At 74.1% G+C, this 19206-nt stretch carries 21 protein-coding genes; 11 read left to right on the forward strand and 10 right to left on the reverse strand.

Annotated features, from left to right (window positions below):
• Window positions 1–612, reverse strand: a complete 612-nt coding sequence (locus K2F47_RS23420; protein WP_242907111.1) for a CBS domain-containing protein — start codon at window positions 610–612, stop codon at window positions 1–3.
• 108 nt (window positions 613–720) lie between these two features.
• Between K2F47_RS23420 and K2F47_RS23425 the strand changes: the two genes are divergently transcribed.
• The 3 genes from K2F47_RS23425 to K2F47_RS23435 are packed head-to-tail and all read left to right on the forward strand — an operon-like array spanning window position 721 to window position 4643.
• On the forward strand, window positions 721–1863 hold the full coding sequence (locus K2F47_RS23425) for an EfeM/EfeO family lipoprotein (RefSeq protein WP_242907113.1): 1143 nt from the start codon (window positions 721–723) through the stop codon (window positions 1861–1863).
• Entirely contained in the window at window positions 1860–3032 is a 1173-nt protein-coding gene (locus tag K2F47_RS23430) for a Dyp-type peroxidase (RefSeq protein WP_242907114.1), read from the forward strand. The genes K2F47_RS23425 and K2F47_RS23430 overlap by 4 nt, the downstream gene beginning before the upstream one ends.
• Window positions 3033–3041: 9 nt before the next feature.
• Entirely contained in the window at window positions 3042–4643 is a 1602-nt protein-coding gene (locus K2F47_RS23435; RefSeq protein ID WP_242907116.1) for a phospholipase C, read from the forward strand.
• A gap of 16 nt (window positions 4644–4659) precedes the next feature.
• On the opposite strand, the gene dmpG is transcribed toward K2F47_RS23435, so the two are convergent.
• Complete coding sequence (gene dmpG / locus K2F47_RS23440; protein ID WP_242907118.1) at window positions 4660–5691, reverse strand: 4-hydroxy-2-oxovalerate aldolase; 1032 nt, start codon at window positions 5689–5691, stop codon at window positions 4660–4662.
• Window positions 5688–6584, reverse strand: a complete 897-nt coding sequence (locus tag K2F47_RS23445; RefSeq protein WP_242907120.1) for an acetaldehyde dehydrogenase (acetylating) — start codon at window positions 6582–6584, stop codon at window positions 5688–5690. The genes dmpG and K2F47_RS23445 overlap by 4 nt, the downstream gene beginning before the upstream one ends.
• Window positions 6585–6726: 142 nt before the next feature.
• Between K2F47_RS23445 and K2F47_RS23450 the strand changes: the two genes are divergently transcribed.
• Window positions 6727–7467: an IclR family transcriptional regulator gene (locus K2F47_RS23450; RefSeq protein ID WP_242907122.1), complete on the forward strand. Its 741-nt coding sequence runs from the start codon at window positions 6727–6729 to the stop codon at window positions 7465–7467.
• 154 nt (window positions 7468–7621) lie between these two features.
• On the forward strand, window positions 7622–8032 hold the full coding sequence (locus K2F47_RS23455) for a rhodanese-like domain-containing protein (RefSeq protein WP_242907123.1): 411 nt from the start codon (window positions 7622–7624) through the stop codon (window positions 8030–8032).
• A gap of 29 nt (window positions 8033–8061) precedes the next feature.
• Here the strand turns inward: K2F47_RS23455 and selD are convergent, their stop codons facing one another.
• Complete coding sequence (selD, locus tag K2F47_RS23460) at window positions 8062–9096, reverse strand: selenide, water dikinase SelD (protein ID WP_272497303.1); 1035 nt, start codon at window positions 9094–9096, stop codon at window positions 8062–8064.
• A 164-nt stretch (window positions 9097–9260) separates the two neighbouring features.
• Here selD and senA point away from each other — a divergent pair, with 164 nt between their 5' ends.
• On the forward strand, window positions 9261–10565 hold the full coding sequence (gene senA, locus K2F47_RS23465; RefSeq protein WP_242907127.1) for a selenoneine synthase SenA: 1305 nt from the start codon (window positions 9261–9263) through the stop codon (window positions 10563–10565).
• Between the two features lie 4 nt (window positions 10566–10569).
• Window positions 10570–11538: a selenoneine biosynthesis selenosugar synthase SenB gene (senB, locus tag K2F47_RS23470; protein ID WP_242907129.1), complete on the forward strand. Its 969-nt coding sequence runs from the start codon at window positions 10570–10572 to the stop codon at window positions 11536–11538.
• 60 nt (window positions 11539–11598) lie between these two features.
• On the opposite strand, the gene K2F47_RS23475 is transcribed toward senB, so the two are convergent.
• Window positions 11599–12804 carry a ferritin-like domain-containing protein gene (locus K2F47_RS23475; protein WP_242907131.1) on the reverse strand — a complete coding sequence of 402 codons (1206 nt, stop codon included), beginning with the start codon at window positions 12802–12804 and terminating at the stop codon, window positions 11599–11601.
• A gap of 367 nt (window positions 12805–13171) precedes the next feature.
• On the opposite strand from K2F47_RS23475, the gene K2F47_RS23480 reads away from it, so the two are divergent.
• Window positions 13172–13522: an ArsR/SmtB family transcription factor gene (locus K2F47_RS23480; RefSeq protein WP_242907132.1), complete on the forward strand. Its 351-nt coding sequence runs from the start codon at window positions 13172–13174 to the stop codon at window positions 13520–13522.
• A gap of 144 nt (window positions 13523–13666) precedes the next feature.
• Entirely contained in the window at window positions 13667–14140 is a 474-nt protein-coding gene (locus K2F47_RS23485; RefSeq protein WP_242907133.1) for an SRPBCC domain-containing protein, read from the forward strand.
• Between the two features lie 29 nt (window positions 14141–14169).
• Here the strand turns inward: K2F47_RS23485 and K2F47_RS23490 are convergent, their stop codons facing one another.
• The 3 genes from K2F47_RS23490 to K2F47_RS23500 form a co-directional block, all read right to left on the reverse strand.
• Window positions 14170–14652, reverse strand: a complete 483-nt coding sequence (locus K2F47_RS23490) for an SRPBCC family protein (RefSeq protein WP_242907134.1) — start codon at window positions 14650–14652, stop codon at window positions 14170–14172.
• Between the two features lie 93 nt (window positions 14653–14745).
• Window positions 14746–15570, reverse strand: coding sequence for a PhnE/PtxC family ABC transporter permease (locus K2F47_RS23495; protein ID WP_242907135.1), 825 nt, complete (start codon window positions 15568–15570; stop codon window positions 14746–14748).
• Complete coding sequence (locus K2F47_RS23500; protein WP_242907136.1) at window positions 15567–16331, reverse strand: ATP-binding cassette domain-containing protein; 765 nt, start codon at window positions 16329–16331, stop codon at window positions 15567–15569. The genes K2F47_RS23495 and K2F47_RS23500 overlap by 4 nt, the downstream gene beginning before the upstream one ends.
• A 634-nt stretch (window positions 16332–16965) precedes the next feature.
• On the opposite strand from K2F47_RS23500, the gene K2F47_RS23505 reads away from it, so the two are divergent.
• Window positions 16966–17430, forward strand: coding sequence for a VOC family protein (locus tag K2F47_RS23505; RefSeq protein WP_242907138.1), 465 nt, complete (start codon window positions 16966–16968; stop codon window positions 17428–17430).
• A gap of 75 nt (window positions 17431–17505) precedes the next feature.
• Here the strand turns inward: K2F47_RS23505 and K2F47_RS41480 are convergent, their stop codons facing one another.
• Both K2F47_RS41480 and K2F47_RS23515 read right to left on the reverse strand, forming a co-directional pair.
• Window positions 17506–17823 (reverse strand): DUF4396 domain-containing protein, encoded by a 318-nt coding sequence (locus tag K2F47_RS41480; RefSeq protein WP_242907139.1) that lies wholly within the window; start codon window positions 17821–17823, stop codon window positions 17506–17508.
• Window positions 17824–17880: 57 nt separating this feature from the next.
• Entirely contained in the window at window positions 17881–18237 is a 357-nt protein-coding gene (locus tag K2F47_RS23515; RefSeq protein WP_242907141.1) for a MerR family transcriptional regulator, read from the reverse strand.
• Window positions 18238–18301: 64 nt separating this feature from the next.
• Between K2F47_RS23515 and K2F47_RS23520 the strand changes: the two genes are divergently transcribed.
• Window positions 18302–19165: a polysaccharide deacetylase family protein gene (locus K2F47_RS23520; protein ID WP_242907143.1), complete on the forward strand. Its 864-nt coding sequence runs from the start codon at window positions 18302–18304 to the stop codon at window positions 19163–19165.
• Window positions 19166–19206 lie beyond the last annotated feature (41 nt).

Here is a 19206-nt window from a genome sequence, read left to right on the forward strand (position 1 = left end):
TCAGGGGCCCACCGGGCGGATCGACACGTTCCGCACGCCCGGGACGGTCCGCGCGAGCACCTCGGCGATCCGCCGGGCGGGCTCGCCCGCCGCGCCGCGCAGCTCCACCGCGCCGTCGTCCACCGAGACGTCGAACGGGGCGCCGGCGCCGAACTCGGCGAGCGCGGCGAGCACGTCGTCGCGGATGCGCGCGTCGCCGCGCGCCAGCACCGCGACGAGGTCGCGGCGGCTGAGGACGCCGACGATGTCGGGGCCGTCCAGGACCGGGACGCTCTTGATCCGCGTCCGCATCATCAGCTCGGCCACCTCCGCGACGTCGGCGCCGGGGCGCGCGGTCGTCACCTCGCGGGTCATGACGTCGCCGACGTGGCGCGGCGACGGCGTCCCCGGGGCGGTGGTCCCGGGAAGGGGGCGGGCGAACGCGCGCGGGTCGGCCTCGAACTCGCCGAGCAGCAGGTCCATCTCGCTGACGATGCCGACCAGCCTCCCGTCGCCGTCCGCGACGGGCAGCGCGGTCACCTCGTGCTCGTCCAGGACGCGGATGGCCTGCCGGACGGTCGCCGACGGCGGGATCGTCACGACGGGTGACGTCATCGCCTCACGGACCAGCATGGCGTTCTCCTTTGCTCGCCTCCCCACCCTCTCCCCGCGCGCGGACGGTCGTATGCGTCCCGGGAGGGGGTGGGACGCCGGGCCCGGCGGTCCTAGAGTGGCGGCGTCATGCGGGTGTCTCCGATCATCGTGGGCGCGGCGGTGCTGCTCGCCGCGTCCGGCGACGTCGCGTCCGGCGGCGCGGTGGGCGGTGCGGCCGCCCACCGGCGGGTGATCGACGCGGCGGCCGGGCGGTGCGGCGCCGGCTGGACGGCCGCGCGCGCCGGGCGGCAGACGCTGCTGGTCGGCAACACCGGCGCCGCCGTCGCCGAGGTCACGCTGGTGGACGCCGCGACCGGCGCCGTCCACGCGGAGGTCGAGGGGCTCGCGCCGGGGACCGTCCGGACGCTGCGGGTCCGGCTCGGCGCGGGCGCGTACCGGTTCCGCTGCGCCGTCGAGGACGCGGTCGATCCGGTGGTGGGGCCCGTCGTCCGGGTCGCCGGGCCCGGACGGGGCGGCCCGGCGGTCGTCCCGGTCGGGGAGGGCGACCTGTACGGCCCGGCGCGTTCCTACCGCGCCTACGTCACGAGCGGGCTCGAAACCCTGGTCTCCCGGACGGAGCGGCTCCGCGACGCCATCCACCGCCGTGACCGGGACGCCGCGAAGGCCGCCTGGCTTCCCGCGCACCTCGCCTACGCCCGGCTCGGCGCCGCCTACGGGGCCTTCGGCGATCTCGCGGACGCCGTCGACGGCCTCCCGCGCGGGCTCCCCGGCGGCGTCCGCGACCCGGGGTTCACCGGGTTCCACCGGCTGGAGCGCGGGCTGTGGCACGGTGAGCAGATGCCCGCGCTCGCGCCGGTCGCCGACCGGCTGGCCCGCGACGTCCAGGCCCTCCGGACGGGGTTCCGGGACGAGCGCGTCGATCCCGCCGACCTGCCGCTGCGCGCCCACGAGATCCTGGAGGACACCCTGCGCTTCGAGCTGACCGGCGCCGCCGACCAGGGCAGCGGCACCGAACTTCGGACGGCGGCGGCGCACCTGGAGGGCACGCGCGAGGTCGTCGGCGTGCTCCGCCCCGTCCTGCGGACGAGGTTCCCCGCCCTCGCCGCCGTGGACGCCTGGATGGACCGCCTGACCGCGCAGCTCAGCGGCCGTTCCTCGCTCGCGGAGCTGTCGCGGGAGGCGCGCGGTCGGCTGAACGGGACGGTGGGACGGCTGGTCGAGCTGCTCGCCTCCGTCGCGACCATCGCGCGGCCGAGGCGGACCCGGTGACGGGCCGGCGCGCGTTCCTGCGCGGCGCGCTCGCGGCGGGCGCCGTGGCGGGCCTCGGCGACGCCTCCGCCGCCGCCCCGCCCGCGCGGGGGTTCCACGGCGAGCACCAGGCGGGCGTCCTGGAGGAGCCCGCGCGCCGCACGGTCGTCGCGTCGTTCGACGTCATCGCGGACGGCCGCCGCGAGCTGGCCGACCTGCTGCGCGCGCTGACCGAGCGAGCCCGCGTCCTGACCTCCGGCGGCGCGCCCGACGAACCGGGCATCGCCGCGCCGCCCGCCGACTCCGGCGTGCTCGGCCCGGACGTGCCGGGCGGCGGGCTGCTGGTGACGGTCGGCGCGGGCGCGTCGCTGTTCGACGGACGGTTCGGGCTGGCCGCGCGCAGGCCGCCCGGCCTCGTCCGGATGCCGGTCTTCCCCGACGACGCCCTCGACCCCGCCTGGTGCCACGGCGACCTCAGCGTCCAGTTGTCGGCGTGGGACGAGGACACCGTCGTCCACGCGCTGCGCGACATCACCCGCCACACGCGCGGGGCGGCGCAGCCCCGGTGGCGGATCAGCGGGTTCGGCGCCCCGCCGCGCCCGGACGGCGCGCCCCGCAACCTGCTGGGCTTCAAGGACGGCACCGCGAACCCCGACCCGTCCGACGCCCGCGAGATGGACCGGCTCGTCTGGCTGCGCGGGGACGCCCGGACGGCGGGCGGGACGTACCTGGTGGTCCGGCTGATCCGGATGCTGGTGGAGTTCTGGGACAGGGTCGGGCTCGCCGAGCAGGAGCGGATGTTCGGCCGCCGCCGCGACACCGGCGCGCCGCTCGACGGCGTCCACGAGCACGACGAACCCCGCTACGCCGAGGACCCCGCCGGCGCGGTCATCCCACTGACCAGCCACATCAGGCGCGCGAACCCGCGCACGGCGGAGGCGTCCGGCCGCCGCATCCTGCGCCGCGCCTACAACTACGACCGCGGCCTGGACGGCGCGGGCGAGCTGGACATGGGCATGGTCTTCACCAGCTACCAGCGCGACCCGCGGGCCCAGTTCGAGGCCGTGCAGCGGCGGCTGGCGGGCGAGCCGCTGACCGACTACGTCAGCCCGTTCGGCGGCGGGTACTTTTTCGTCCTGCCCGGCGTTCGGGACGCGGCGGACTTCCTCGGTCGCGCATTGATCACCTAGGGTGGCGGAATGGGCCGGAGACACCGGGTCGTCCTCGCCGCGGCGATGTCCGCGGCGATGTCCGTGGCGCTCGCGTCCGCCTGCGGAACCGGCGGCGGCCGGTCGGGGCCGCCGAGCCCCTCCGCCGCCCTCGCCGGGACGCGGACGCCGATCAAGCACGTCGTGGTCATCTTCGGCGAGAACATCTCCTACGACCACTACTTCGGCACCTATCCCCGGGCCGCGAACACCGACGGGACGCGGTTCACCCCGGCGAAGGGCACGCCCCGCGCCGACGGCCTCACGAAACGGCTGCTCAAGCACAACCCCAACCGCTACAACCCGCGCCGCCTCACCCACGAGCAGGCGCTCACCTGCGACCAGGACCACTCCTACGCCGCCGAGCAGAAGGCCGTGAACGGCGGACGCATGGACAAGTTCGTCGAGTACACCGAGCGAGGGAAGTGCGACGGGCAGCCGATCCTGTTCGGCACGCCCGGCCTCGTCATGGACTACTACGACGGCAACACCGTCACCGCCATGTGGAACTACGCGCAGCACTACGCGATGAGCGACAACTCCTGGGACACGATCTTCGGGCCGTCCACGCCCGGCGCGCTCAACCTCGCGTCCGGGCAGACCCACGGCGGCTACGCGGTCGACCCGTACACGCACAAGAGGGTGACGGACGCCTCGGTCGTCCAGTCCCCGGACGAGCACGGCGTCGGCACGGTCATCAACGACCCGCAGCCCGCCTTCGACGACTGCTCCGCCAAGAACCACACCGCGAAGAACAACCTCGCGGTGATGACCGGCCGCAACATCGGCGACCTGCTGAACGAGAAGAACGTCACCTGGGGCTGGTTCCAGGGCGGGTTCCGCCCGACCGGCGAGGCGAACGGCTACGCGGTGTGCGGCGCGGCGCACGAGAACATCGGCGGGAACCCCGTCGTCGACTACATCCCGCACCACGAGCCGTTCCAGTACTACGCCTCGACCGCGAACGAGAAGCACCTGCCGCCGTCCTCGCCCGCCGCGATCGGGCGCGCCGACCGCGCCAACCACCAGTACGACCTGGCCGACTTCGACACGGCGCTGAAGACCGGGCACCTGCCCGCCGTCAGCTTCCTCAAGGCCCCCGCCTCCCAGGACGGGCACGCCGGCTACTCCGACCCGCTGGACGAGCAGCGGTTCGTCGCCGCGTCCGTCAACGCGGTCCAGCGGTCGCCGGAGTGGCGCTCCACCGCGATCGTCCTCGCCTACGACGACTCCGACGGCTGGTACGACCACCGCGCGCCGGTGATCCGCAACGGCTCGGCGGACGCGGCGGTCGACTCCCCGCAGTGCGTCCAGGGCCCGCCCGCCGCCGGCGGCCTGCGCGACCGCTGCGGTCCGAGCCAGCGCCTGCCGCTGCTGGTCGTGTCGCCGTACGCGCGGGTCAACCACGTCGACCACCGGCCCACCGAGCAGACGTCCGTGCTGCGGTTCATCGAGGACAACTGGGGTCTCGGACGCGTCGGTGGCGCCTCCTTCGACGCGCGGGCTGGCACGCTGGAGGGCCTGTTCGACTTCCGCCGCCCGCGCGCCGGCCGCCTGATCCTCGACCCGAAGACCGGCGCCCCCGCCCGCTGACCGGAGAACGCCGGGGTCAGGACGCGCGTTCGCGTTCGGCGGCGAGGCCGAGCGCCACGTCGATGATCATGTCCTCCTGGCCGCCGACGTACCCGGCCTCGCCGACCCGCTGGAGGATCTCGTGCGCCGGGACGCCGTAGCGCTCGGCGGCGCGCTCGGCGTGCAGCAGGAAGCTGGAGTACACGCCCGCGTAGCCCTGGGTGATCGCGCCCCGGTCGGCGAACGGCAGCCGGTGCAGGAACGGCTTGACGACGTCGTCGGCGGCGGCCAGCGCGCCCTGCACGTCCACCCCGGTCGGGACGCCGAGCCGCTCGAACGTCGCGACCAGGACCTCGGTGGGGGAGTTGCCCGCGCCCGCGCCGAGCGCGCACAGCGCCCCGTCGATCTGCCGGGCGCCGTTCTGCTGCGCGAGGACGGAGTTGGCGACGCCGAGCGAGAGGTTCTGGTGGCCGTGGAAGCCGACCTGCGCCTCGTGCCCGATCTCCCGCACCAGGGCGCTGATCCGCTCCTGCGCCTCGCCGAGGACGAGCGCCCCGGCCGAGTCCACGACGTAGACGCACTGGGCGCCGCCGTCCACCATGATCCGCGCCTGCGCCGCCAGCTCGGCCGGGCCGATCCGGTGCGAGAGCATCAGGAAGCCGACGGTCTCCATGCCGAGGTCGCGGGCGGCGGCGAAGTGCTGGAGCGACACGTCCGCCTCGGTGCAGTGGGTGGCGATCCGGGCGACCGACGCGCCCGCGCCATGGGCCTTGCGCAGGTCCTCGACCGTCCCGAGGCCGGGCAGCAGCAGAACGGCGATCTTCGCGGCGGTCGCCTCGTCGACGGCGGCGCCGACGAGCTTGATGTCGTCCTCCAGCGAGAAGCCGTAGTTGAAGGACGAGCCGCCGAGCCCGTCGCCGTGCGTGACCTCGATGACCTCCACGCCCGCGCGGTCCAGGGCGTGCACGACGCCGCGGACCTGCTCCTCGGTGAAGCGGTGCGCCATCGCGTGGCTGCCGTCCCGCAGCGTCGAGTCGGTGATCCTGATCTTGTCCGCCGGTGCGTTCACGCCGCCGCCCTCCCGCGCGCGATCTGCTCGCCCACGCGGGCGGCCGCCGCCGTCATGATGTCGAGGTTGCCCGCCCACTCAGGCAGGTGGTCGCCGTTGCCGCGCACCTCCAGGAACACCGCGACCCTGGCCATGCCGTTCCAGATGTCGCGGGGCCCGTCGAACTGCGGCTCGGCGCGCAGCGTGTAGCCGGGGACGTAGGCCGCGACCGCGTCGACCATCTTCTCCACCGACGCCGCGATCGCGTCGGTGTCGGCGTCCGCGGGGATCGCGCAGAACACGGTGTCCCGCATGATCATCGGTGGCGAGACGGGGTTCAGGATGATGATCGCCTTGCCCCGCGCGGCACCGCCGACGCGCTCGATCGCGCGGGCCGTGGTCTGCGTGAACTCGTCGATGTTGGCGCGGGTGCCGGGCCCCGCCGACCGGGACGCGATGGACGCGACGATCTCCGCGTAGGGCACCGGGACCACCGAGGAGACCGCGTGCACGATCGGGATCGTCGCCTGCCCCCCGCACGTGATCATGTTGAGGTTCGCGGCGTCCGCGAGCGTGTCCAGGTTGACCGGCGGGCACACGAACGGCCCGGCCGCGGCCGGGGTCAGGTCGATCGCGGTGATCCCGGCGGCGGCGTAGCGGGGGGCGTTGGCGAGGTGCGCCTTCGCGGACGTGGCCTCGAAGACCAGGTCGGGCCGCTCCGGCCGCGCGAGCAGCCAGTCGACGCCTTCGGCGGAGGCGGGCACGCCGAGCGCGCGGGCCCGCGCGAGCCCGTCGGACTCCGGGTCCACCCCGACCATCGAGTGCACCTCGACCAGGTCGCTGCGCAGCAGCTTGACCAGCAGGTCGGTGCCGATGTTGCCGGGGCCGACGATCGCCGCCGTCAGCCTGCTCATGATCCCTCCTCGCTGGGGCGGGCCGGGACCGGACCGCTCCGGTCCCGGCGGACGCCTCGTCGCGGTCGAGCCTGTCCCGGCGGGCGGCCGGGCGGCAACGAACGCGTCCCGCCACGTGGGACACGTCTCCTACAGTGGGGGGATGCCGTCCGAGGACACCTTCCTCCGCCGCGCCGTCGCGGTGCTGTCCGCCTTCCGCGCGGACGACGACGACCTCGGCGCCGCCGAGCTGGCCCGGCGCAGCGGACTGCCGCGCTCCACGGCGCACCGGATCGCGCTCGACCTGGTCGAGGCCGGGCTGCTGGAGCGGCGGGGCACGCGGGTGCGGCTCGGGCTGGCGCTGTTCGAGATCGGTCAGCGGGTGCCCCGGCAGCGGGTCCTGCGGGACGCGGCGGTCCCGCTGATGTCGGACCTGCGGGAGGCGACCCGGCAGACCGTCCACCTGGCGGTGCTGGAGGGCGCCGAGGTCGTCTACGTCGAGATCCTCGGCTCGCCCGGCGGGCCGCCGCTGCCCTCGAAGGTCGGCGGACGGCTGCCCGCGCACGTGACGGGCGTCGGTAAGGCGATCCTCGCGTTCTCCGCGCCGGAGGTCGTCCGCTCCGTGCTCGCGGCGGGGCCGGCGGGCGGCCGGGTCGTCCCCGCGCCGGGGCTGCTCGTCCGCGAGCTCGCCCGGGTCCGCGAGGAGGGCGTCGCCTACGACCGCGAGGAGTCCGGCAGCGGCATCGTCTGCGCGGCGAGCCCCGTCCTCGGCCCGGACGGCGCGCCGCTCGGCGCGCTCTCGGTGTCGGGCCGCCCGACCCGGATGCGGCTGGCCGCCGTGGCCCCCGCCGTCCACACGGCGGCGCTCACCCTGTCCCGGACGCTCCGCGACGCCTCCGCCTAGCCGCACGCGACCGCGCGCACCCTGAGGGGACGGTCGATCTCGCGGCGGGGGCGCATGGGACCGGAGGGACCGGGCATGAGCTCCGGGGATCATGGTGTGCGGAACGGTCGGCTCCGCGTCATCTCCCCGTTTCCGCTGAGAAGGGCGCACCGGTTTGAAGACCATCGAGGAAGTGCTCGCCCAGGCCCGCGCGCGGTTGCGCAGGCTCGGCCCGGCCGAGGCGGCGGCCGCCGTCGCCGACGGCGCCCGGTTCGTTGACACCCGTCCGCTGCTCCAGCGGCGGGCGGGCGGCCTGATCCCCGGTGCCGTGCTGATCGAGCGCAACCATCTCGAATGGCGGCTGGACCCGTCGAGCGCATGGCGGATTCCCGAGGCCGCCGACCACGACGTCGCGTGGATCGTGGTCTGCGACGAGGGGTACTCCTCCTCGCTGGCCGCCGCGTCCCTGCAAGACCTGGGCCTCCGCAACGCCACCGATCTGATCGGGGGCTTCCAGGCATGGAAGGCCGCCGGGCTGCCCGTGCACGCGGGCGACGGCGAGCTGGAACCCGCCGGCACCCGCTGACTCGCCGGCGTTTCCGCACGGCCGCGCGGTCAGCGGACGACGAGGCGGCCGGTGCCCGCGGTGACCGTCCCGATCGCCGCCGCCGGCACACCGTCGCCCGCGAGGGCGGCGAGCGCCGCGTCCGCCCGGCCGGGTTCGACGCCGAACAGCAGCCCGCCGGACGTCTGGGCGTCGGCCAGCAGCAGCGCGGTCGTCCCGTCGACGGCGGTGAGGTCGGCGCGGTCGTGCGTCCAGTCGAGGTTGCGCCGCGTCCCGCCGGGGACGATCTCGCGTTCCACCAGGTCGCGGACGCCCGGCAGCAGCGGCACGGCCGCCGCGTCCAACTCCGCGTCGACCCCGGACGCCTCGGCCATCCGGCCGAGGTGCCCGAGCAGCCCGAACCCCGTGACGTCGGTGCAGCCGGTGGCGCCCGCGGCGACCGCCGCCGCCGCGGCGCGCGCGTTGATGGTGGTCATCGAGCGGATCGCGGCGTCCGACACCTCCGGCTCGGCGATCCCGCGCTTGATCGCGGTGGCGACCACGCCCGTCCCGAGCGGCTTGGTGAGCACGAGGACGTCGCCCGGGCGCAGGCCCGCGTTCGTCAGGACGCGGTCGGGGGAGACCTCACCGATCACCGCGAGCCCGAACTTCGGCACGTCGTCCTCGATCGTGTGCCCGCCGATCGTGACGTAGCCGCACTCGGCGGCGACCTCGGCGGCGCCGTCCAGCAGCTCCGCCAGCTCCTCGGCGGTCAGCTCGGCGCTGTTCCACTCCACCAGGTTCAGCGCGAACAGCGGACGGCCGCCCATGGCGTACACGTCGGAGACCGAGTTCGCGGCGGCGATCCGCCCCCAGGTGCACGGATCGTCCACGAGCGGGGTGATGAAGTCGACCGTGGCGACCAGCGCGCGGCCGTCGTCGACGCGCCACACCGCGGCGTCGTCGCCGGTCTCCGTGCCGACGAGCAGGTCGGGATGACCGGTCGGCGTCAACGAGCGCAGGACCTGCGCCAGCTCGCTCGGCGCGAGCTTGCAGGCTCAACCGGCGCCGTGGCTGAACTGGCTCAATCGGCGTCTGGCCTCCATGGGGGCGAGCGTAATCACGCCACCGCGCCGCGTCAACGTGAATTGCCCTGGTGATCACGAAAGTTTCGCCGTCACCTGCGTCTTGGGCCTGGCCGGGATTCACCGATGAGAATACCCTGCGAATGACCTGAGGAAATGGCCGTGACAATTAGTAAGGGGGCGCCGTGCGTCCGAATGCTCCGGCGGCGGGCGAACTGGCCGGGTGGGTCGTCGAGGCGGCCGGGCGCGCGCTGGACCTCGTCGCGGACCTGGACGACGAGCAGATGGCCGGCCCGCCGCTGCCGACCGTCAACCCGCCACTGTGGGAGATCGGGCATCTCGCCTGGTTCCAGGAGAAGTTCGTGCTGCGGAACGTGTGCGGCCTGGAGCCCGCGATCGCCGGCGCCGACGCCCTGTACGACTCGGGCGCCGTCCCGCACGACACCCGCCGGCGGCTGCGGCTGCCGCCGCGCGAGGAGACCGCCGGCTACGTGCGCACGGTCGCCGAACGCGTCGCCGAACAGGTGGAGCGCGCGGACGCGATCGACGTCGTCCGCCATTTCGCCAGGTACACCGTGCACCATTACGACACGCACACCGAAGCACTTACCTACATGCGCCAGAACCTCGGATATCCGCCGCCCGTATTGCCGGGACTGACCGACGCAGGGCCGCCCGAGGGACGGGACGCGGGCGCGCTTCCCGGAGACGTCGACTTCGCCGGGGGCGCGTTCGCGCTCGGCGCGCGCATGTCCGACCCGTTTGTCTACGACAACGAGAAATGGGCGCACGAGGTCGTGGTCGCACCGTTCGCGATGGCGAGGGCGCCGGTCACGCAGGCGGAGTTCGCCGCGTTCGTCGACGACGGCGGCTACGCCGACGCCCGGCTGTGGTCGGACGGCGGCGCCTGGCTCGCCGCGACCGGCGCGACACGGCCGGCCTACTGGCGGGGCGGCGCCGGCGGGTGGCAGCGGCGGAGCTTCGACACCTGGGTCGACCTGGAGCCGCACCCGCCGATGTGCCATGTGTCCTGGTGGGAGGCCGACGCGTACTGCCGGTGGGCCGGGCGGCGCCTCCCGTCCGAGGCCGAGTGGGAGTTCGCGGCGACCGGCGGGGCCCGCGCGCGGCCCGCCTACCCGTGGGGCGACAAGCCGCCCACCGCTTCGACCGCCGCGACCGACTGGCGCTCGACCGGCCCGGTGGACGTCGGCGCCTGCGCGGCGGGGGAGGAGCCCGCGGGCTGCCGGCAGCTGATCGGCAACGTCTGGGAGTGGACGGCGAGCGACTTCGCCGCCTACCCGAACTTCGAGCGCGACGCCTACGCCGCGAACTCCGAGCCGTTCTTCGGCGACCGCAAAGTGCTGCGCGGCGGGGCGTGGGCCACCCGCGGCCGCTACGTCCGGTCCGCGCTGCGCAACTACTTCACCCCCGACCGGCGGGACGTGCCGGCCGGGTTCCGCACCTGCGCCCCGTCCGCGTCGGCGCGGTGATGACGTGATCCTCATCGTCACCCCCGCGCCGGTCGTCGGCGCCCAGGGCAACGGCGTGACCGCGCAGCGCTGGGCCAAGCTGCTCCGGCGACTCGGCCACGAGGTCGAGGTCCGCGAGGGCTACCGGCGCGGCGGCGCTCCCCGCGACGCGCTGATCGCGCTGCACGCCCGCAAGAGCGCGGACGCGGTCCGCGCCTTCCACGCCGACCACCCCAAGGCGCCGGTCGTGATCGCGATGACCGGCACCGACCTGTATCCCGACCTCGTGTCCGCGCAGGTCGACCCCGAGGTGCTCGCGATCGCGACCCGCCTGGTCGTGCTCCAGCGGGAGGGCGCGGCGCAGCTCGGCCCCGCGCTCGCCGGACGCACCGACGTGATCGTGCAGTCGGGCCCGGACATCGCGCCGCGCCCGCCGCGCACGGACCGCTTCGAGGTCGCCTTCCTCGCCCACATCCGCCCGGTGAAGGACCCGCTGCGCCCGGCGGCGGCGGTGCGGCTGCTACCCGCCGCGTCCCGGACCTGCGTCGTCCACCTCGGCGAGGGACGCGACCCGAAGCTCGCCGCGCGGGCCGCCGCCGAGACGCGCGCGAACCCCCGCTACGAGTGGCGGGGGGCGGTGCCGCGCGAGGAGGCGCTCCGCGTCCTGGCCGGGAGCCGCCTGCTGCTGCTCACGTCCCTGCACGAGGGCGGCGCGAACGTGGTGTCGGAGGCCCTCGCCGCCGGGGTGCCGGTCGTCTCCTCGGCCATCCCCGGGTCGACGGGCCTGCTCGGCGCCGGTTACCCCGGCTACTTCCCGCCCGGCGACAGCGAGGCGCTCGCCGCCCTGCTCTACGCCGCCGAGGAGGATCACGGCGGCCTCTACCGGGCGCTGAAGGCGCAGTGCGCGGCGCTGCGCCCGCTCGTCGACCCCGAGGCGGAGAAGCGGGCCCTCGCCCGGCTACTGCGCGCCCTCGACCTGCCCGCCCACGAGTAGCAGGATCACAGTCCTGAGCGGAGATCCTCGAATATGCGCCATGCTTCGGCCGCTCCCCGTTCAGATGAAGTTGTGCGTGTGCAGTGCGGACAGCTCGGCGGCCTCGTCGGCGCGGAAGCCGAGGCGGAGCAGCCGGTGCTGCCGTCCCTCGTCCATCTCCTGGTGGAGCAGCCGCACCGCCTCGTGACCGCGCCGGATCGCCTCGGGCGTCCACTCCCCGGCGGCGAGGACGACCAGCGAGTCGAACACGTCCTGGTTGAGGCCGGTGCTGTCGGACAGCGCGTCGTGGCGGCGCTCGACCGCGGCCCGCAGCCGGCCGCGCAGCGCCGGGTCCACGGCGGCCTGGTGCTGGAGGTGCGCGACGCCGAACGCGACGTGCCGCGCCTCGTCCTGCCGCGCCAGCCGGGTCACCTGCCGGGTCACCGGGTCGGGGGCGTGCCGGTCCAGGAAGCTGAGCAGGTTGAGGAAGCTGCCCTCGCCGAGCACCGACAGCAGGAACGTGGCGAGCGAGAAGTCGGGCTCGGTGAGCAGCGTGGCCAGCGACTCGCGCCCGCTCACCGACGACGTGCCGAGCTCGCCGCCGCGCAGCAGCGCCCGCCGCGCGAACACCTCCAGGTGCCGCGCCTCGTCGGCGGCCTGCACCGCCAGCAGCTGCTGCACCTCGCGGAAGTGCGGGTGGATCCGGGCGAGCAGGCGCGCCGGGACGACCAGCGCCACCTGCTCGCATTCCACCAGGTACGTCATGACCTGGACGACCGCGCGCTCGATCTCGTCCGGGAGCGCGAACGTGGCGTCCCACGCGATCACCTCGTCCGGCTTCCACTGCGCCGCGACCGCGCTCGCGTACAGCGTCGGCGCGATGTCGGCCCACACCAGGTCGCGGTCGATCAGGTCGTATCCGGGCACCGGACCGCCGGGCTCGACCAGCGCGCCGCGCGCCGCCAGGCCCCAGCCCGGGTCGGCGCGGGCCACGATCCCGTCGGGGCGCGGACCGCCCGCGCGCTGCGCGCCCGCCCAGTGGTCCAGGTCGGCGCGGCCCCGGATCACCCAGGCGCGGATGCCGGTGTCCGAGTGGCCGTCCGGCTCCCGGACGCCGTGGCCCCGCACGTCGCACCACGCCCGGAGGTGGACGGGCAGCGCCGCGTCCAGGCCGGTCACGCCCAGCTCCGCGCCGGGCGGCAGGTCGCGCAGCGCCCGCTGCACCAGCAGGTGGGCGCCCTGCTCGAAACCCAGAAAACCGAGGTCGAGAACCGGTGATGGCGTCATGGCGTCACCCGCGTCACGAGCAGCCTCCGTAGATCGAGCCCGGCGGCGACCTCGGCGGCGCCGATCAGGCCGATGACGGCGCCTAACGACGCCGTTTGTGCATGCGTCATACCTCGTCCTTGGTCATATGTCCGCGCCGAGGGTCACTGGTCGCAACCGGACGGTCTCGGCTCGCGGGAGTGACGATGTCACTGATGCGGCGCCCCGACAAGGGGAGAGGTGAACCCTTGCGTAAGCTGACGCTAACGGAACGAGGCGCCCACTTTTGAAGTGGCCGAAATGCCTGTCACGGCATAGCCCGTAGGGGTATCCTGCGGCCGCTCCGGCGCTTGGCGGCGCTGAGCTGCCGACTGCTAGCCTGAGACCGATGCCACCCCAACGATCCGGCCTGGACGAGGACGTCGTCTTCCGCGCTCTGGCGGAACCGCGGCGGCGCGCGATCCTGAGCCTGGTGGCCTCCGCCGAGCTGCCCGCCGGCAAGATCGCCGAACACTTCGAGGTCACCCGGTCGGCCGTGTCGCAGCACCTCCAGGTGCTGAAGGACGCGGGGCTCGTGACCGAGCGCCGGGATGGCACCCGCCGCCTCTACCGGGCCAGCGAGGAGACCCTGGTCGAGCTGCGCGCCTTCCTGGAGGATCTGTGGCGGCAGAGCTTCGAGATGACCCGCGACGTCCTGGAGGCCGGCTCCGAGGACGTCGGCGGCGCCGCCGCCGGCTGACCCGGGCCTCCCGCGATTTTGGCCCGTTCCGGCCGCCGCGCTCTTCGGCGGGTCCTGGGCGCGTGGGAGCCGTGGGACGGTGGTGGGACGCGGCACGCTCGGCACCGCTGAGGCGCCGACCTCACGGGGGTAGGAACACGCACTGTGAAGCCTGTTGAGCCGATCCGGCAGGCCTTGATGATCGAGGCGAGCCAGGAGAGGACGTTCCACACGTTCGTCAGGCGGCTGTCCGCCTGGTGGCCCATCGAGGGCCGCGCGGCCATGGGCGGTATGGGCGGCATGACCCGCGGGACGGGTGACGTCCGGGTCGAGGAGTGGGTCGGCGGCCGCGTCTACCAGGGCGGACGTGGCGGGGCCGAGCGCGAGCGGGGCCGGGTCACCAGCTGGAACCCGCCCAGCTCCTTCGCCTTCACCTGGGAGGTGGCCCCCGGCACGGAGGTCACGGAGGTGCACCTCCGGTTCCAGCGGCTCGGCCCGGCGCTGACCCGCGTCGTCATGGTCCACCACGGCTGGGAGTACCTGAGCACCGCGTTGCTCGACCGCTACACCGGCCACACGGGCGGCTGGCTCGCCGCGCTGCGCAGGTTCGCCGCGATGTTCGAGATCGAGCCCCGCTAGGTAGCTCTTAATTCTCCGTCCGACCCGGCTTACGCGGGGAGGAAGTCGACGTAGGCCGCCAGGCACCACGTCCAGCCGCCCTGGGACTCGACCGCGCTCCGGACGGCCGCCGCGCCGGCGCCGTGCCGCTCGAAGTAGCGGTGCTCCAGCTCGACCCGCGTCCGGTTACCGTCCTCGGCGAGGAAGCGGATCTCGACCTCGCTGGCGTGGTCCGGGTCGGGGTCGAACCGCCAGTCGCCGTCCAGATGCCAGGCCAGGACGAGCCGCGCCGGTGGCTCGAACGCCGTGACCCGGCCGATGTCGCTCTCACTGCCGTTCACGCCGACCTCGTACCAGCGGCCGCCCGCCCTCGGTTCGAGCACGAAGTCGGCCATCTCGGCCTCGCCGACGCTGTACTCCTTCGGCCACCACGCCCCGAACTGCTCGGTGAACACGCGGAACGCCAGCTCCCGGTCGGCGGCGACCGCGATCGTCTGGCGCACCACGTCCCTGAGGTCGACCGGCCGGCTCATCCTCGTGGTCCTCCCGCTTGGCAACGTCGCACGGCGCGAGCATGGCCAGGGTAGCCGGACCGCGCCTCCGCGACGGTGGAGACGCTCCGGCCGCTAGGCGGCCGCGCCCGCCCACCGGCGTGCCAGGCGCGACAGCACGGCCGCCACGAGCATCAGCGCCAGCACCGCCATGACGAGTGTGGACAGGTCCGCGTAGCGGAGGAGCCTGAGCGAGCTCGCGAGCTCCTGGCCGATGCCGCCCGCCCCGACGAAGCCGAGGACCGTCGAGGTGCGGATGTTGCATTCCCACTGGTAGAGCAGCAGCGAGGTGAGCCCGGCCGCCGCCTGCGGCACGATCGCGAGCGCGGCCGTCGCGAACCGTCCGGCGCCGGTCAGCCGGATCGCCTCGACCGGCGCGGGGTCGACGGCCTCCAGCTGCTCCGCCCCGAGCCTGGCGAGCACCCCGCCGCCGTGCAGGCCGATGGCGAGCGTGCCCGCGCCGGGCCCCGGGCCGATCGTCGCGACGAACAGCAGCGCCCAGATCAGGTCCGGGACGCCGCGCAGCGCCGCCGCGTACATGCGGGCCGCCGTCCGGAGGAGGGACGGGCCCCCGACGTTGTCCGCCAGCGGGACCGCCGCCGGGACGGCGAGCACGACCGCGAACAGGAGGCCGGACAGCGAGATCTGGACGGTCTCCACCACGGCACGGCCGACCAGGCGGAGGAACGCGGGCGCCAGGTCGGGGTGGGCGAACGCGCGCAGCAGCCGGACCCCGCCGATCCGGCCCGCGATGAGCGCGCCCGGCCTCGCCCCGGTTCCCGTGACGGCCCAGCCGAGCGCCGCCGCCACGGCCAGCGCCGCCGACCACCGCCCGCGCGGGCGGCCGCGCGGCAGGGGCAGCGGGGCCCGCGCGCGCCAGGAGAGCTCGTCGGGGATCATGGCGCGCGGCGGGTCAGGCGGGGAGCGCCGTCCCCGTAGATCGCGGCGGCGGTCCGGTCGTCGAGGTAGGAGCCGTCATGGACGAGCCGTCCCTTGCGGAGCGCGATGACGCGGGAGAAGTGCCGCGTGAGCGCGAGGTCGCGGGTCGAGACGATCAGCGTGGCGCCCGCGGAGCGCAGCGCCTCCATCGTCCGCCCGGCCGCGACCGGGTCCAGCCCGTGGGTGGGCTCGTCGGCCAGCAGCAGGCGGGGACGGGGGAGCAGCGCCCTGATCAGGGAGATCCGTCTGCGCTGGCCGCCGGAGAGGTCGACGGCGCGGGCGAGCAGGCAGTCGGTGACGCCGAGCGTCTCGGCCAGCTCGGCCAGGCGCTCCGCGTGCGGGGCGGGCACCCGGCCGGCGAAGGCCGCCGTCCAGTCGCGGGCCCGCCAGCCGGACGCCGTGCCCATCAGCGCGTTGAACCGCGCCGAGGCCCCGAGGACCAGGTCGTCCCCCTGCCGGACGAAGCCGGTCGCCCGCCGCGCCCGCCGGTCGCGCGGGTCGTGCCCGCCGACGCGGAGCGTCCCGGTGGCCGCGACCGCGCCGAGGACCGCGCGCAGCAGCGTGGTCTTCCCGGAGCCGGCCGGGCCGAGCAGCGCGACCTGCTCGCCGTCCCCGACCGACACCGTCAGATGGTCGACCGCCCGTGCGCCGCGTCCGGCGAGCTCGACCGTGAGGCCCTTCGTCCGGACGTCTATCGGACCGCTCCCTCCGGCCCGAGCCACCTGGGCTGGCGGCTTTCCGGCACGCGCAATGCGGCGATCGCGAAGGCGAGAATAGTTCGGGAAATGTGCATCGGCCACCTCCGCGATTTCACTCGTCGGACCCGGCGAGCGTACTACGCATGCCGGAAACAAAGGAGACAGGCCGAAAAGGTCGGGCCGGTGGGAGTCTCTCGGCAAAGCGAGATCATATCGGCGGCGAAGGCCGGGAAAAAGGATCACCGAGGCGATCGCGCACAGTTTCAACCGACTTTGTTTCCGCCCCTCCAGGTCGCTTCATCGCAGCTCAGGCGCTTGTGCGTCCGGCCGTCGAGGGAAGGGCGGTCGGCGCCGTCCCAGGGCGGCGGGTGCGAGCACGTCATGCCGATTGGCTCCCCTTACTTGCTCCCCAACTCGAACGTGGTGGCCCTTTCAGGACGTTCCACCCGCTTTTCGGACGCGGCGCAACTCCCACCCGCCACGACCCCCCGGAGGTGCCACGCTCGACGACCGTGTCAAGAACTCGGCCGGGGGTAGGGGATCCGCCGGCGCGGCAAGCGACGGTTGACGCTTGCGTAAGTGACCACTAACGTTCTCGGCGTCGAGCGGGCTCCGCCTTCGCTCGCGCACATCCATCACCCTCACCGGAGGATCGACCATGGCAACGCAACCGATTCCCGACACCTACCGCCGCGTCACCCCGAGCCTCGTCGTCCGGGACGCCGCCAAGGCCATCGAGTTCTACGGCGAGGTGTTCGGAGCGACCGAGCGGCTGCGCTTCCCCGGCCCCGGCGACACGATCGTCCACGCCGAGATCGAGATCGGCGACGCGGTCGTCATCGTCCAGGACGAGTTCCCCGAGCAGGGCACCAAGGCCCCGCCGGCCGGGGGCCTCGAAGGCTCCCCGGTGTTCCAGTTCGTCTACGTCGAGAACGTCGACGCCGCCATCGAGCACGCGGTGAAGCTCGGGGCCAGGCTCGTGCGCCCCGCGACCGACCAGTTCTACGGCGACCGGGACGGCTACGTCATCGACCCCTTCGGCCACGGCTGGACCATCGCGACGCACGTCGAGGACGTCTCCGAGGAGGAGCTGGTACGCCGCATGGCCGAGATGACGGGCTGAACGGGCACGGGGGTCATTGGCACGGGGGTCAGTGGTGGTACTGGTGGACCACCGCGTGGCCCCTGCCGCGTCCGATCATCCAGCGGTTGACGCGGCGAGGGCGACGCCGAACGCCGCGCGCAGGGAGAGCCCGGCCTTCAGGACGCCGCGCATCGTCAACGCGTAGCCGAACACGAACGCCAGCGCCACCGCCGCGACGATCGTCGCGAGGTTCGACCATCCGAACGCGGTCCCGATCACCATTCCCAGCACCTCGCCGATGGCGCAGCCCGTCAGGCAGTGCAGGGTGGCCTGCGCGGCGACCGCCCAGGTCACCGGCCCCGCGTGGCCGCCCGGAGCGGCACCGGTCTCCGGGACGGACTGCTCCGTCGGCGGATGATCGTGAGCGGGCACGAGCGACCTCCCTCGGCCGCCAGGCGAGGGACGTGGGCCGGGACTTTGAAACACTGCCTAACCGGATGCCGCGTCGATGACCTGGTCGAGGATCTCGCGGGAGTTGACCAGTTCGGTGATCATCCGGTCGATGCGGTCGCGTTCGGCGGCGAGTTCGGCGGTCAGGCGCGGGGTGGCGAGCTCGGACGGGCCGCCGTCGGCGTCCCGCATGCAGGGGAGCAGCCGGGCGATCTTCCCGCTGCTCAGGCCCGCCGCGAACATCTCCTGGATCCGGACGACCCGGTCGACCGCCCGCTCGGGGTAGTCGCGGTGGCCGCCGGGCGTGCGGGTGGACGCCAGCAGGCCCCGCTGCTCGTAGTAGCGCAGCGACCGCTCGCTCACCCCGGTGCGGCGGGCGAGTTCACCGATCCGCATCTCGGCCTCACAATCGCGCCGCGGAGTTGAACCTGACACCAATGTTAACTTCTACCGTGTCGGCATGACGCACACAGGCGAGAACCGGCTCTACGACTACAGCCCGATCACCGAGCGGCCGCCGCTGCACTGGCCCGGCGGCGCCAGGGTCGCCGCCTATGTCGGGCTGAACATCGAGCATTTCCTGATCGGACGTCCGTCCACGAGCATCTGGTCCGGCACCTCGCAACTGGACCCCGACGCGCTCAATCACGGCTGGCGCGACTACGGGCCGCGGGTCGGGATCTGGCGCACGATCCAGAGCCTCGACCGGCACGGTTTCCGGGCGAGCGCGCTGCTGAACTCCGACGCGGCCCGCCATTACCCGCAGATCGTCAGGGCGGGCGTGGAACGGAACTGGGCCTGGCTCGCGCACGGGCGCACCAACTCCGTCCTGCACGCCGACATGGCCATCGACGAGGAGCGCGCCGTCCTCACCGAGATCGTCGACACCATCGCCGACGCCACCGGTCAGCGGCCGCGCGGCTGGATGGGCCCGGGGCTGACCGAGACGCACAACACCCCGGCGCTGCTCGCCGAACTCGGCCTGGACTACGTCCTCGACTGGACGAGCGACGACCAGCCCTACCGGCTGAACGTCCCCGGAATGCTCAGCGTCCCCTACACGCTCGAACTCAATGACCTGCTGCTGTTCGCCAACGGCACCACGGGCCCGGAATTCGTGCAGATGGTCAAGGACCAGTACGAGCAACTGCACGCCGACTCCGAGCACGGTGGCCGGGTCATGGCGCTGGCGCTGCATCCGTTCGTGATCGGGCAGGCGTTCCGCGCCAAGTATCTGGACCTCGCGCTCGAGTTCCTGGCGGCGCAGCCCGACATCTGGATCACCACGAGCGACGAGATCGCCGCCCATTACCGGTCCCTGTGACGATCGGAGCCGATGATGAGGCTCCCGGGGGTGGGCGGCGG

The sequence above is a fragment of the Actinomadura terrae genome, assembly GCF_022751215.1.
Lineage (GTDB): Bacteria > Actinomycetota > Actinomycetes > Streptosporangiales > Streptosporangiaceae > Spirillospora > Spirillospora terrae.

Bases quoted from the DNA above. Each gene is read 5' to 3' on its own strand.
- K2F47_RS23450 (WP_242907122.1), top strand. From the start codon at position 6,727: ATGCCGTCCGAGGACACCTTCCTCCGCCGCGCCGTCGCGGTGCTGTCC.
- K2F47_RS23425 (WP_242907113.1), top strand. From the start codon at position 721: ATGCGGGTGTCTCCGATCATCGTGGGCGCGGCGGTGCTGCTCGCCGCG.
- K2F47_RS23475 (WP_242907131.1), bottom strand. From the start codon at position 12,804: ATGACGCCATCACCGGTTCTCGACCTCGGTTTTCTGGGTTTCGAGCAG.
- K2F47_RS23495 (WP_242907135.1), bottom strand. From the start codon at position 15,570: ATGATCCCCGACGAGCTCTCCTGGCGCGCGCGGGCCCCGCTGCCCCTG.
- K2F47_RS23480 (WP_242907132.1), top strand. From the start codon at position 13,172: ATGCCACCCCAACGATCCGGCCTGGACGAGGACGTCGTCTTCCGCGCT.
- K2F47_RS23505 (WP_242907138.1), top strand. From the start codon at position 16,966: ATGGCAACGCAACCGATTCCCGACACCTACCGCCGCGTCACCCCGAGC.
- K2F47_RS23520 (WP_242907143.1), top strand. From the start codon at position 18,302: ATGACGCACACAGGCGAGAACCGGCTCTACGACTACAGCCCGATCACC.
- K2F47_RS23435 (WP_242907116.1), top strand. From the start codon at position 3,042: ATGGGCCGGAGACACCGGGTCGTCCTCGCCGCGGCGATGTCCGCGGCG.
- K2F47_RS23445 (WP_242907120.1), bottom strand. From the start codon at position 6,584: ATGAGCAGGCTGACGGCGGCGATCGTCGGCCCCGGCAACATCGGCACC.
- K2F47_RS23420 (WP_242907111.1), bottom strand. From the start codon at position 612: ATGCTGGTCCGTGAGGCGATGACGTCACCCGTCGTGACGATCCCGCCG.
- K2F47_RS23490 (WP_242907134.1), bottom strand. From the start codon at position 14,652: ATGAGCCGGCCGGTCGACCTCAGGGACGTGGTGCGCCAGACGATCGCG.
- K2F47_RS23515 (WP_242907141.1), bottom strand. From the start codon at position 18,237: ATGCGGATCGGTGAACTCGCCCGCCGCACCGGGGTGAGCGAGCGGTCG.